The organism is endosymbiont of Euscepes postfasciatus, from assembly GCF_004296535.1.
Lineage (GTDB): Bacteria > Pseudomonadota > Gammaproteobacteria > Enterobacterales > Enterobacteriaceae > Nardonella.
In genome coordinates this window covers 16,773-31,266 of the sequence record NZ_AP018159.1, presented here as the reverse complement: position 1 = coordinate 31,266, position 14,494 = coordinate 16,773, and the positions used below count along the sequence as shown (strand labels likewise).

7 protein-coding genes, 4 tRNA genes and 3 rRNA genes are annotated in these 14,494 nt (G+C 23.4%); 10 read left to right on the top strand and 4 right to left on the bottom strand.

The annotated features are described in order from the left end of the window. Positions 1–46: 46 nt before the first annotated feature. The 10 genes from NAREPO1_RS00135 (at position 47) to NAREPO1_RS00090 (ending at position 8,069) form a co-directional block, all read left to right on the top strand. Positions 47–120: transfer RNA gene (locus NAREPO1_RS00135), tRNA-Ile, on the top strand. Positions 121–131: 11 nt separating this feature from the next. Further along, a tRNA-Ala gene (locus tag NAREPO1_RS00130) sits at positions 132–205 on the top strand. 24 nt (positions 206–229) lie between these two features. After that, positions 230–300: transfer RNA gene (locus NAREPO1_RS00125), tRNA-Trp, on the top strand. 155 nt (positions 301–455) lie between these two features. Beyond that, positions 456–1,718, top strand: a complete 1,263-nt coding sequence (gene rho, locus NAREPO1_RS00120) for a transcription termination factor Rho (protein ID WP_130623999.1) — start codon at positions 456–458, stop codon at positions 1,716–1,718. 147 nt (positions 1,719–1,865) lie between these two features. Continuing rightward, a 16S ribosomal RNA gene (locus NAREPO1_RS00115) occupies positions 1,866–3,443 on the top strand. A 62-nt stretch (positions 3,444–3,505) separates the two neighbouring features. Continuing rightward, positions 3,506–3,577 (top strand) — tRNA-Glu (locus tag NAREPO1_RS00110). Between the two features lie 53 nt (positions 3,578–3,630). Further along, positions 3,631–6,582 (top strand): 23S ribosomal RNA (locus tag NAREPO1_RS00105). Between the two features lie 56 nt (positions 6,583–6,638). Then, positions 6,639–6,750: ribosomal RNA gene (rrf, locus tag NAREPO1_RS00100) — 5S ribosomal RNA — on the top strand. Together the 16S, 23S and 5S rRNA genes with 1 tRNA gene alongside form the textbook arrangement of a ribosomal RNA operon. Positions 6,751–6,824: 74 nt before the next feature. Beyond that, the gene (locus NAREPO1_RS00095; RefSeq protein WP_130623998.1) at positions 6,825–7,256 is read left to right on the top strand and encodes an Hsp20 family protein; all 432 of its coding nucleotides are present in this window, start codon (positions 6,825–6,827) and stop codon (positions 7,254–7,256) included. 90 nt (positions 7,257–7,346) lie between these two features. Beyond that, complete coding sequence (locus NAREPO1_RS00090) at positions 7,347–8,069, top strand: mechanosensitive ion channel domain-containing protein (protein ID WP_130623997.1); 723 nt, start codon at positions 7,347–7,349, stop codon at positions 8,067–8,069. On the opposite strand, the gene secA is transcribed toward NAREPO1_RS00090, so the two are convergent. The 4 genes from secA to murD are packed head-to-tail and all read right to left on the bottom strand — an operon-like array spanning position 8,061 to position 14,491. Next, positions 8,061–10,664: a preprotein translocase subunit SecA gene (secA, locus tag NAREPO1_RS00085; RefSeq protein ID WP_130623996.1), complete on the bottom strand. Its 2,604-nt coding sequence runs from the start codon at positions 10,662–10,664 to the stop codon at positions 8,061–8,063. The two genes, NAREPO1_RS00090 and secA, sit on opposite strands and share 9 nt — an antisense overlap. Positions 10,665–10,666: 2 nt before the next feature. Beyond that, a complete protein-coding gene (gene murC, locus NAREPO1_RS00080; protein ID WP_130623995.1) occupies positions 10,667–12,097 on the bottom strand; it encodes a UDP-N-acetylmuramate--L-alanine ligase in 1,431 nt (476 codons plus the stop codon). Continuing rightward, positions 12,087–13,169, bottom strand: a complete 1,083-nt coding sequence (locus NAREPO1_RS00075; protein WP_130623994.1) for a UDP-N-acetylglucosamine--N-acetylmuramyl-(pentapeptide) pyrophosphoryl-undecaprenol N-acetylglucosamine transferase — start codon at positions 13,167–13,169, stop codon at positions 12,087–12,089. Before NAREPO1_RS00075 ends, murC begins: the two co-directional genes overlap by 11 nt. Further along, entirely contained in the window at positions 13,166–14,491 is a 1,326-nt protein-coding gene (murD, locus tag NAREPO1_RS00070; RefSeq protein WP_130623993.1) for a UDP-N-acetylmuramoyl-L-alanine--D-glutamate ligase, read from the bottom strand. The genes NAREPO1_RS00075 and murD overlap by 4 nt, the downstream gene beginning before the upstream one ends. Positions 14,492–14,494 lie beyond the last annotated feature (3 nt).

The window sequence follows — 14,494 nt, the reverse complement described above, 5'->3', positions numbered from 1 at the left end:
AAAAATATTTTATTTTTTTATTTTTTTTTATGTTTTTATTTTTAGAAGGCTTGTAGCTCAGTATGGAAGAGCACACCCCTGATAAGGGTGAGGTCAATGGTTCAAATCCGTTCAAGCCTAAATAAATTTGTGGGGTTATAGCTCAAATGGTTAGAGCATCTGTTTTGCACGCAGAAGGTTAGCGGTTCGATTCCGCTTAACTCCAAAAAGTTATTCTATTTTTATAGATAGGGATGTAATTTAATGGTAGACTGCCGGTCTCCAAAACCGGATGTAGGAGTTCGAATCTCTTCATCCCTATTTTTTATTTTATATTATCTAATTAATTTATTTATTCTATTTAATTTATTTAAAATTTTTTCTTTATTTTTTAATATAAAAAAATATTTTTTTTTATTAAATAAATAAATTTAAATTTTAAATATTTTCTTAATTTTAAAATTAATATAAATTTTATGAATTTAACGGATTTAAAAAATATAGATATTTCTGAATTAATAAATTTGGGAGAAAAATTTTCTATTGAAAATATTTCAAGAATGCATAAAAGAGAAATAATTTTCCAAATATTAAAATATTATGCTAATAAAGGAGATGACATATTTGGAGATGGTGTTTTAGATATTTTACAAGATGGATTTGGTTTTTTAAGATCTATAAATAATTCATATTTAGCAGGTCCAGATGATATATATGTTTCTCCAAGTCAAATAAGAAAATTTAATTTAAGAATAGGAGATACTATTTCTGGTAAAATAAGACCACCTAAAGAAGGAGAAAAATATTTTGCGTTATTAAAAATAGATGAAATAAACTTTAATAAACTTGAAAATTATAAAAATAAAATATTATTTGAAAATTTAACTCCATTACATGCTAATTCTAGATTAATAATGGAAATTGGTGATGGTTCAATAGAAGATTTAACTACAAGAATATTAGATATATCTTCTCCTATAGGAAGAGGTCAAAGAGGATTAATAGTAGCTCCTCCTAAAGCTGGTAAAACTATTTTATTACAAAGTATTGCTAAAAGTATATCTATAAATTATCCTGATTGTATATTAATAATATTATTAATAGATGAAAGGCCTGAAGAAGTTACTGAGATGCAAAATAAAATATCATATAAAAATGTTATTTATTCTACTTTTGATGAACCAGCGTATAAACATGTACAAGTTGCAGAAATAATTATAGAAAGAGCTAAAAGGTTAGTTGAAAATAAAAAAGATGTTATTATTTTATTGGATTCTATAACTAGATTAACAAGAGCGTATAATATAATATTACCATCATCAGGAAAAATATTAACTGGTGGTATTGATTCAAATGCTTTAAATAGACCAAAAAGATTTTTTGGTTCAGCTAGAAATACAAAAGAAGGAGGAAGTTTAACGATAATAGCTACAGCATTAGTAGATACTGGATCTAAAATGGATGAAGTAATATATGAAGAATTTAAAGGAACTGGAAATATGGAACTTCATTTATCAAGAAAAATATCTGAAAGAAGAATATTTCCTGCAATAGATTATAATAAATCTGGTACCAGAAAAGAGGAATTATTAATAAATTATAATGATCTTCAAAAAATGTGGATATTAAGAAAAGTTATGTATCCAATGAATGAAATAGAATCTATGGAATTTTTAATAAATAAATTATCTATGACAAAAACTAATAATGATTTTTTTGAAATGATGAAAAAATCATAATTTTTGTTGAATTAAATATAAATTGTACTATACTATTTATAATATAATAAAAAAATTTTAAATAATTTTTTTATTATATCTTAATATTTTTATTTTAATATATAAATATAGAAATATATTTTTTATTTAAATAGAATATATTATGTTAATTTTGAGAGTTTGATCATGGCTCAGATTGAACGCTGGCGGCAAGCTTAACACATGCAAGTCGAGCGGCAACATGAATGTTTTTTACATTTGATGGCGAGCGGCGAACGGGTGAGTAATATCTAGGAATCTGCCTAATGAAGGGGGATAACTATTGGAAACGATAGCTAATACCGCATAATATCATTTTTTTTTTGATTAAAGTAGGGGATTTAAGAAATTAAACCTTATGTCATTAGATGAGCCTAGACGAGATTAGTTAGTAGGTAAGGTAAATGCTTACCTAGACAATGATCTCTAGCTGGTCTGAGAGGATGAACAGCCACACTGGAACTGAGACACGGTCCAGACTTCTACGGAAGGCAGCAGTGGGGAATATTGCACAATGGGGGAAACCCTGATGCAGCTATGCCGCGTGTGTGATGAAGGCCTTTAGGTTGTAAAACACTTTCGTCTAGGGAAGAAGTTAATATTAATAATACTAATATTAATTGACATTACCAGAAAAAGAAGCACCGGCTAACTCCGTGCCAGCAGCCGCGGTAATACGGAGGGTGCAAGCGTTAATCGGAATTATTGGGCGTAAAGAGTGAGCGGGTGGTTTTATAAGTCAAATATGAAATCTTTAAGCTTAACTTAGAAAGTGTATTTGAAACTGTATTACTTGAGTCTCATAGAGGGGGGTAGAATTTCAGGTGTAGTGGTGAAATACGTAGATATCTGAAGGAATACCAGAGGCGAAGGCGACCCCCTGGGTGAAGACTGACACTTATTCACGAAAGCATGGGTAGCAAACAGGATTAGATACCCTGGTAGTCCATGCCGTAAACTATGTCGATTTGAAGATTGTGTATTAGTTGTTTCATGATTTTCGTAGTTAACACGTTAAATCGACCGCCTGGGAAGTACGACCGCAAGGTTAAAACTCAAATGAATTGACGGGGGCCCGCACAAGCGGTGGAGCATGTGGTTTAATTCGATGCAACGCGAAAAACCTTACCTACTCTTGACATCCAAAGAATAAAGTAGAGATATTTTAGTGCTTATAAATTTATTTATAAGAACTTTGAGACAGGTGCTGCATGGCTGTCGTCAGCTCGTGTTGTGAAATGTTGGGTTAAGTCCCGCAACGAGCGCAACCCTTATTTCTTGTTGCTAACATGTAAAGATGAGAACTCAAGAAAAACTGCTAATGTAAATTAGAGGAAGGCGAGGACGACGTCAAGTCATCATGGCCTTTATGAGTAGGGCTACACACGTGCTACAATGGTATATACAAAGAGAAGCAAGTTTGCAAAAATAAGCAAATCTCAAAAAGTATATCTAAGTTCGGATTGAAGTCTGCAACTCGACTTCATGAAGTAGGAATCGCTAGTAATCGTAGATCAGCATGCTACGGTGAATACGTTCTCGGGCCTTGTACACACCGCCCGTCACACCATGGGAGTGAATGGCAAAAGAAATAAAAATATCCAACCTTTTTAAAAAAGGAAGATTTTTATTACCTTGTAATTCATGACTGGGGTGAAGTCGTAACAAGGTAACCGTAGGGGAACCTGTGGTTGGATCACCTCTTTTTTATATATATTTTATATAAAAAAGAAGTTATGATTTTGTGTATTTTAAGAAAATTTTTTTTTGTCCCTTTCGTCTAATGGTTAGGACATTGCTCTTTCAAGGCAATAATAGGGGTTCAAATCCCCTAAGGGATGTAGTATAAAGTAATATAATTAAAATTAAAAAAAGTAGTAAAATTAAAAGATAAAATTAAGTAATTAAGCGTATTTAGTGGATGCCTTGGCAATCAGAGACGATGAAGGACGTGCTAATCTGCGAAAAGTATCGGCTAGCTGATAAAGAAGCGTTATTAACCGATAATATCCGAATGGGGTAACCCAAGTATATTAATATATACTTATTATTAAGTGAATAAATAGCTTAATAAAGTTAACCAAATGAACTGAAACATCTTAGTAATTTGAGGAAAAGAAATCAAAATTGAGATTCCCTTAGTAGTGGCGAGCGAAAAGGGATTAGCTTTATTAGAAATAATTTTAATATTTAAAATTATAAGAATGATTTGGAAAAATCAACTATAAAAGGTGATAGTCCTGTATTTTAAAATTTTAAATATTAAATTCTAATTAAAAGTAGGTCGAGACACGTTATCTTGACTGAATATAGGGGGACCATCCTCTAAAGCTAAATACTACTGATTGACCGATAGTGAACTAGTACCGTGAGGGAAAGGTGAAAAGAACCCCTGTTAGGGGAGTGAAATAGATCCTGAAACTATATACGTACAAGCAGTAGGAGCATATATGTATTTTATGTGACTGCGTACCTTTTGTATAATGGGTCAGCGACTTATGTTTTGTAGCAAGGTTAACTGAAAAGGGAGCCGTAGGGAAACCGAGTTTTAAAAGAGCTATTTTAGTTGCAAGACATAGACCCGAAACCTGGTGATCTAACCATGAACAGGTTGAAAATTAAGTAAAATTAATTGGAGGACCGAACCGACTAATGTTGAAAAATTAGCGGATGATTTGTGGTTAGGGGTGAAAGGCCAATCAAACCAGGAGATAGCTGGTTCTCCTCGAAAGCTATTTAGGTAGCGCCTTATAAAATATTTTTTAGGGGTAGAGCACTGTTTTAATTAGGGATATGAAAATATTACCAAATTAATGCAAACTACGAATACTAAAAAAAACTATTTATAGGAGACACACTATGGGCGATAACGTTCTTAGTGGAAAGGGAAACAACCCAGATCGTAAGTTAAGGTCCTTAAGTCATGATTAAGTGTTTAACGAAGTGGGATGTCTAAGACAGTTAGGATGTTGGCTTAGAAGCAGCCATCATTTAAAGAAAGCGTAACAGCTCACTAACAGAGTCAACCTGCGCGGAAGATTTAACGGGGCTAAAATCATGCACCGAAGCTACGACAATTTTTTAATTTTAAAAATTGGGTAGAGGAGCGTTCTGTAAGTCTGTGAAGATTTATTGTGAGATAAATTGGAGATATCAGAAGTGCGAATGCTGACATGAGTAACGATAAAACAAGTGAAAAACTTGTTCGCCGAAAAACTAAGGTTTCCTGTCCAACGGTAATCGAGGCAGGGTTAGTCGATCCTAAGGTGAGGTCGAAAGACGTAACTAATGGATAACAGGTTAATATTCCTGTACTAGTTATAATTATAGTTGATGGGAGAACGAAGAAAGCTATGTTTGCTAAGTTATGGTTGTCTTAGTTTAAACGTGTAGGATGAAAATTTGTAAAATGCATTTTTTTATATCTGAGGCGTTATGATGAGTTATGAAAATAACGAAAAATTTATGCTATGCTTCCTAGAAAAGTCTCTATACTTTAAAACTATAACTAATCGTACTATAAACCGACACAGGTGGTTAGGTAGAAAATACTAAGGCGTTTGAGAGAACTTGGGTGAAGGAACTAGGCAAAATGATGTCGTAACTTCGGGAGAAGACATTCTGATTGTAAGTGATAAAATTTACTTTTTGAGCTGAAATCAGACTAAGGTAATTGCTGGCTGCAACTGTTTATTAAAAACACAGCACTGTGCTAACACGTAAGTGGATGTATACGGTGTGATGCCTGCCCAGTGCCGGAAGGTTAATTGACTTTGTGATTATATTTTTTTTCTAAAAAAATATATGAGCTTATAATAAAAGCCCCGGTAAACGGCGGCCGTAACTATAACGGTCCTAAGGTAGCGAAATTCCTTGTCGGGTAAGTTCCGACCTGCACGAATGGCGTAATGATGGCCAGACTGTCTCCACCCAAGACTCAGTGAAATTGAAATTGCTGTGAAGATGCAGTGTACCTGCGGCAAGACGGAAAGACCCCGTGAACCTTTACTATAGCTTGATACTGAATTATTAATATTAATGTGTAGAATAAATGGGAGACTTTGATATATAGGCGCTAGTTTATATGGAGTCGTCAGTGAAATTACCATTCTTTAATATTAAATATTCTAACTTATTTCCGTTATCCGGATTAAGGACAATGTCTGGTGGGTAGTTTGACTGGGGCGGTCTCCTCCTAAAGAGTAACGGAGGAGTACAAAGGTTAGCTAATCACGGTCAGAAATCGTGAGTTTAGTGCAAAGGCATAAGCTAGCTTAACTGTGAGAATGACAATTCGAACAGATGCGAAAGCAGGTCTTAGTGATCCGATGGTTCTTTATGGTAAGGCCATCGCTCAACGGATAAAAGGTACTCCGGGGATAACAGGCTAATATCGCCTAAGAGTTCATATCGACGGCGGTGTTTGGCACCTCGATGTCGGCTCATCACATCCTGGGGCTGAAGAAGGTCCCAAGGGTATGGCTGTTCGCCATTTAAAGTGGTACGCGAGCTGGGTTTAGAACGTCGTGAGACAGTTCGGTCCCTATCTGCCGTGGGCGTTGGAAGATTGAGAGGATCTGCTCCTAGTACGAGAGGACCGGAGTGGACATACCTATTGTGTTTGGGTTGTCATGCCAATGGCATAGCCCAGTAGCTACGTATGGAAAAGATAACTGATGAAAGCATATAATCGGGAAACTTACCTCAAGATTAATCTTCCCAATAAATTAATTTTTTTTTAATTTATCTAAAGGGACGTTATAGACTATGACGTTGATAGGTCAAATGTGTAAGCATTGTGAAATGTTTAGCTAAATGATACTAATTTCCCGTGAGTCTTAATTTTATTTTGTTTTTTTTAAAAAAAATAGTAAAATTATAAATAGTGTAAGTTTAATTTTTTTTAATATTAATAACGTAATGGAAACACCTGATACCATTCCGAACTCAGAAGTGAAACATTATAGTGCCGATGGTAGTATATTTTATATGCAAGAGTAGGAAAATGTTATTAAACTTTAAACTTACACTAAAAATATAAAAAAAAATTTATTTATTATAAAAAAAATAATTAATTTAAAAAATATTATGAAAAACTATTCTATAATACCTGAATTTACAGATGATATATTTTCTGAAAGATTTAATCAAATAGATGATTTTTTTAGTAAATTAACTGGTAAAATTCCAGTAGTTAATTATCCAAATTATGATATTAGAAAAATAGATAATGAAAAATATGAAATAAATATTAGTGTTCCTGGATTTTCTAAAGAAAATATAGAAGTTTTATTAAAATCAAATCTTTTATATATAAAAGGTAAAAAAAATATTGATTCTAATAAAGAAAGTAATTATATTTATAAAGGAATAATAAGTAAAAATTTTTCATTAAATTTTAATATAGGAAATAATTTTAAAATAAAAGAAGTTTTTTTAAAAAATGGTATATTAACAATAAATTTATATCAAGAAATATCTGATTCTGAAAAGTTCCAAAAAATACTAATTAATGAATAAAAAAAAGATAATTAAATAATAAAATATTTTTTTTATTATTATTTAATTATTTTTTTTTTAAAAAAAGATAAATTTATATAGAATTATAAAATGAAAATTTTTTTAAATATATTTAAAATATTTATAATAATGATTTCTATATTATTTTTACAATACATTTTACTAATAATAAAAAAAATGCTAGATAATAAAATAGAAGATAAAACTGTAAATAATTTTTTAATATTATTAATGAGATATTTTTTATATATATTATTAATAACTTTAGCTTTAGAAAGTTTAAGTTTTAAATCATCATCATTAATAGCTATGACTAGTACTTTAATAATAACTATAGGATTAGGTTTAAAAAATACATTATCAAATTTGGCATCAGGAATATTAATAATATTATTAGAATTATTTAAAAAAGATGATTATATAGAAATAGATAAGATGTCAGGATTTGTAAAAAATATAAAAATTTTTACTACAGATATAATTACTTTAGATAAAAATATAATTACCATACCAAATAATAAATTTTTAAATAATAGTATAATAAATTTTTTAAAATTTTCTCAATTAGAAATTAAAATTTATACAAAAAATGAAAATTTTATAGAATATAAAAAAAATATTATATCAATATTAAATAAATTTAAAAACAAAAAAAAAATAATAAGTTTTGATTTAATAATAGAAGAAATAAATATAAATTATACAGAATTAAAGATTAAAATATTAATAGCTAATGCATATGATAAAGAAAAAATAAAATCAATATTTTTAAATAAAATTTTATTAAAAATTAATAATAAAAATTTAGTTTAAAGTATTTAATAAATTAAATAATTCATCATTGTTTATAATAAAATCATATTTATTTAACTTTAATATTAATTCTTTTTGTTTTAAAAAATTTTTTTTAGATATATATAAAATTATATTTATTATAATCAGACTATATTTTTTCCAGTTATTTATTATATTATTAAATTTATTAAAAGATTCTAATTTAAATTCTTCTTTTGGATCTTTATTTATATAACTTCTAAGAAAAATATTATTTTTTAAATATTCTATATCTTCTATATGATATTTCCAAAAAAAATCTAAAACTTTTAATAAAATTATTTTTTTAATATAATTTATTTTTTTAAAATTAAAATTTTCATTATAATAATAATGAATAAAATTTGTAATATATTTTAATAAATTTACTTTTAAATTTTTAATATTTTTTAAAAAGAAAATATTTTTTATTTCTAAAATAAATGGATATATTTCTTTTAATTCATATATTATTAAATTAAATATTTTTTTATAATTATAATAATTATCTAGTGATGATGAATAAGATGATGTAATATTATTTTTTATATAATTTAATACAATTTCATCATTTATTGAATTAAATATTTTATTTAATTGATAATCATTTAATAAATTATTTCTAATTTTATATAAAGTAGTTCTTTGAATATTAAATATATTATCATATAATATCAATTCTTTTCTTATTTCAAAATTATTTTTTTCTATTTTTGATTGAGCTGATTTTATCATTTTATCAATCCAAGAATTACTAATATAATCTATATTTTTGCTAGAATTTTTTATTATTTCAATTATATTTTCAGGTATAAATCTTTTTATTAAATCATCTTCAATAGAAATTAAAAATTGTGATGATCCAGGATCACCTTGTCTACCAGACCTTCCTATTAGTTGATTATCTATTCTTCTAGATTCATTTCTTTCTGTACCTATTACATGCAATCCTCCAGAATTTATAACTTTACTATTTAAAAATTTAAATTTATTTTTTAATTTATATTTTTTTTCTATATCATAATTATTTTTTTTTAATATATACTTATAATTTCCTCCTAATATTATATCAGTGCCTCTTCCAGCCATATTAGTTGATATAGTAACTGATTTAGGTTTACCAGCTTGAGATATTATTTCAGCTTCTAATTTATGATATTTAGCGTTTAAAATTTTATGTTTAATATTATTTTTATTTAAAAAATATGATAATAATTCAGATTTTTTAATTGATGTTGTTCCTATTAATATTGGTTGATAATTTTTTAATCTTTTTTTTATATCTTTTATAATGTATTCTATTTTTGAATCTTCAGTAAAAAACAATAAATCATTATAATCTTTTCTTATAACAGGTTTATTTGTTGGTATTGAAACTATATTCAAATTATATATATATTTAAATTCATCTTTTTCATTACTAGCAGTTCCTGTTATTCCAGATATTTTTTTATATAAATTAAAATAATTGTTGAATGTTATAGAAGATAAAATTTTATTTTCATTTTTTATAAAAACATTTTCTTTTGCTTCTATAGCTTGATGTATTCCATTAGACCATCTTCTATCATTAGATATTCTTCCTGTATTTTCATCTATAATTAAAATATTTTTATCAATTACTAAATAATCTATATCTTTTTTAAAAAAAATATTAACTTTTATAGCATTAATCATGTATTTTAATATAGTAGAATTATTATCCTTATATAATTCATATCTTTTATTTATAAAAGATAATTTAATCATAATTTTTTCTAATAATCTATATCCTAATTCATTAAATATTATTGTCTTATTTTTATAATTTATATCTATATATAAATATTTATTATTTTTTTTATATAAAAAGAATTTTACTAAATTATTTATTTTTATATATATATCAATATTAACATTATTGTTTTCAGATATTATTAAAGGTATTTTTGATTCATCTATTAATATTGAATCTATTTCATCTATAATTACGTAATCTAATTTAGATTGTATTTTGTCTTTTATATCAAATATCATATTATCTTTTAAATAATCAAAAACATATTCATTTCCAGTACCATAAACTATATTACATTTATATGATTTTTTTTTATTATAAATTGACATTTCTGGTATGTTAATTCCAACAGTCATTCCTAATAAATTAAAAACATCTTTATTATTTTCTGAATCTCTTTTAGCTAAATAATCATTCATTGTTACTATATGAACATTACTATTTAAAGAATTTAAATATGCTGATAATATAATAGATATCGTTTTTCCTTCACCTGTCATCATTTCTGCTATTTTTCCTTCATGTAATATTATAGATCCTATTAATTGCGTATCAAATAAATTTATATTAAAAATTTTATTACAAGCTACTTTTACTAAAGCAAATGCTTCTGGTAATAATTTATTAATATCATTATTAAATTTTAATCTTTTTTTAAATTCTATAGTTTTGTCTAAAAAATCTTTACTAGAAAAATTATTCATTTTTTTTTCAAAATTATTTATATCTTTTATCACTTCATAATATCTATTTAAATTTTTATTTTTAAAATAATCATCTAAATTTAATAATATTTTTTTAATATATGCTTTTATCATAATTAAATTTTTATAAATTTATTATTATTATTTATTATTTCTTTGAAGATTTTATGTATATCACCAGCTCCTTGGAATAAAATTACATCATTATTATTTAATATTTTTAATAAAATTTTTATTATAAAATCATTTTTTTTACATATAAAAATATTTTTTCTATTTATTTTTTTTAATTCATTAAATATTTTATTACTTGTAATATTATTATAATTAACTTCATTTGCTGAAAAAATTTTAGTTAAAATTATAATATCCACTTTAAATAAAATTTCAATAAATTTTTTAAATAGATTAAATATTCTAGAGAATCTATGTGGTTGAAATATCATAATAACATTATTAATATTATTAATATTTTTACATGTAATATAAGATTGATATATTTCATTATAATGATGTCCATAATCATTAATTATAGTTATATTTTTTTTTATTTCATTTTTATAATTTATAACATTAAATTTACCCATTAAATCCATTCTATTTTTAACACCTTTAAAATTATATAAAGATTTAATTGTTTTTTTTATATTCATATTTTTAATATAAGAAATTATAAATGATGCTACTGCATTTAAAGCATTATGTTTTCCTAATAAATTTTTTATAATTATATTAACATTTAAATTATTTTTTTTATTTATTATTTTAAATTTAATATAATTAAAATATTGTTTATAATTTTCTATTATAAAATCAGAAAATTTATTAAATCCATAAGTATATATTTTTTTATTTTTAATTTTATTAATTATTGAATTAATATTATTATCATCATTACATAGTATTATTATTCTATTACTAGATTTATTAATAAATTTTATAAATGAATTTTTTAAATTTTCTATATTATTATTATAAGAATTCATGTGATCATCATCTATACTAGTTAATATAGTTATATTTGAATTTAATTTTAAAAAGCTTAAATCACTTTCATCTGATTCTATTATAAAATAATTTTTATTTCCTATATTAGAATTAATTTCTAAATTTTTCATTATTCCTCCATTTATAAACCCAGGATTTATATTATTATACATAAAAATATTAACTAATATAGATGTTGTTGTTGTTTTCCCATGAGTTCCTATAATAGAAATAATATTTTTATAATTACTAGTTATGGTATTTAGTATATTTCCTCTTTTTATAATTGGTATATTGTATTTTTTTGCTTCTTTAATTTCTACATTATTTTTTTTTATAGAACTAGAATAAGTAATAAAATGTAAATCTTTTTTTATATTATATTTATTATGATTTAAATAAAATTTAAATTTATAAAATTTTTCTAATTTTTCTATTAATTCATTCTTTTTTAAATCAGAGCCGCTTACAAAAAAATTTTTTTCTAAAAAAAATTTAGCAATTCCACTCATACATATTCCTCCTACTCCTATAATATGTATTTTTTTATTATTTATCATAATTTATTATTTCACTAATTATTAAATCATTAGGATTACAGTTATTATTTTTTAAATAATTCATATTATAATTATACGACATATTAAATAATATTTTCCTATTTATATTAAATAAATATTTATATAATTTATTAACTGTACATTCAGATTGTATTATTATTTTAGATATTTTTTTATTTTTTAAATATATAGCATTAAAATATTGATGATTATCATTAGTTGGATATGGTATAAAAATTGAAGGTAATCCTATATAAGATATTTCATTTACTATAGAAGCACCTGATCTACTAATTACAATGTCTGACCATAAAAAAGCTTTATTTATATTATATATAAATCCATTTATTTTATATAAATAATTTGTTAAATTTAGTTTTTTATATTTTGATATAAAATAAATAAAATTTTTATCTCCTGTTTGATGCCATATTTTTATATTTAATTTAAACTTAATTAATAAATCAATAATTAATTCATTTATAAAATTAGATCCTTGACTACCACCTAAAATTAATATATTAATAGGGCCTTTTTTTTTATTTATATTTAAATATATATTTTTAATATTTAATATAGATTTTCTTATAGGATTTCCTGTAAATATTATTTTTTTATTTATTTTTTTAATTTTAAATCCAGATAATACTTTTTTTGAAAAAAATAATAATATTTTATTAGATAATCCTAATATAAAATTTTGTTCATGTATTATAATAGGAATATTTAAAATTTTAGATGATATACAAAAATAAAAAGATATATAATTTCCCATTCCTAATATTAAATTAGGTTTTATTTTATTTATAATAATTAGTGATTCAATTATTATTTTAAATAATAAAAAAGAAAATAATATTTTTTTAAATAAATTTATTTTTCTAAAATTTATACAATTTATAATTAATATTTTATATAAAGGTATTTTATAATTAATAAAAATAAATAAATTTTCTTTTATAGTTGCCCAATAAACATTCCATTTTTTTTTTTCTAATTCTTTTCCTATTATTATGGAAGGTATTATATGACCTGCAGTACCACCAGATACTATTATTATTTTCTTGTTCATTTTTTTATTATTATTTCATTAATATATTTTATAAATTTATTTCCTCTGTTTTCAAATGATTTATATTGATCTTTACTAGAACATGATGGAGAAAATAATATTACATCATTTTTATATAAATTATATTTTATTATTTTTATTAAAGATTTTAAATTATTTTTAATACATAATAAGTTATTAAAATATTTGGATATTTTATATTTGTCTACACCATATATATATAAAACAATATTTTTATATTTTATAAAATTAGATAATATAGTAAAATCATTCAATTTATCATATCCTCCTAATATTAGATGTATATAATTAAATTTACTAATAGAATTTATAGCAGATATAGTACTATATGAATTTGTTGATTTAGAATCATTTATAAATCTTATATTTTTAAAATAAAATGTTTCTAATCTATGTTTTAGAGTACTAAAATTTTTTATAATATCAATTTGATTTTTACTTGTTACATTTTGAATCAAATCAGTTATAGCTAATGAAGCCAGAACATTTAAATAAAAATGTTTTGATTTTATTTTTAATTTATTACAATTTATAAATTTAATATTTCTTTTATATAAATAAAAATTATTTTTATCATAAAATAATGAATAATTAGAATTAAAACTTCCAAAAGTAATGTATTTTGAATTAATATTTCTATTTTTTGGAAATGTATTAGAATCATTATTATTAAATATACAATTTTCTGAATTATTAAAAATTTTTAATTTATTTAATTTATAATTTTCAAAATTAATATGTTTGTCAATATGATTATTTGTAATATTTAATATTATAGAAATATAAAAACTACTATTATTAATTATTTCTAATTGAAAACTTGATAATTCTAATATATATATATCTGATTCTTCATTTATTATATCTAGTACTGGAATTCCTATATTTCCTCCTATAGAGACATTTAGATTACTTTTTTTAATTATATTATATACAATATTTAATACTGTACTTTTTCCATTAGATCCAGTAATAGCAATTATTTTCTTATTTTTTTTTTTATTTAAAAATATTTCTATATCACTAATTATTTTGATATTATAAAGTTTAATCATATCTAATTCTACAAAATTTAAACTTATACCAGGACTTAAAATTATTAATTTAGATTGAAGTATCCAAGATATTTTATTAAAACCTATATATAATTTAATATTATTGTAATTTAAAAATTTTTTTAAAATATTTTTATTATAATTTAAATTATTATCTATTAAATAAATATAATATTTTTTTAATATAAAATATTTAATACATGATATTCCAGTTTTACCTAATCCTATAATTAAAATTTTTTTCATATA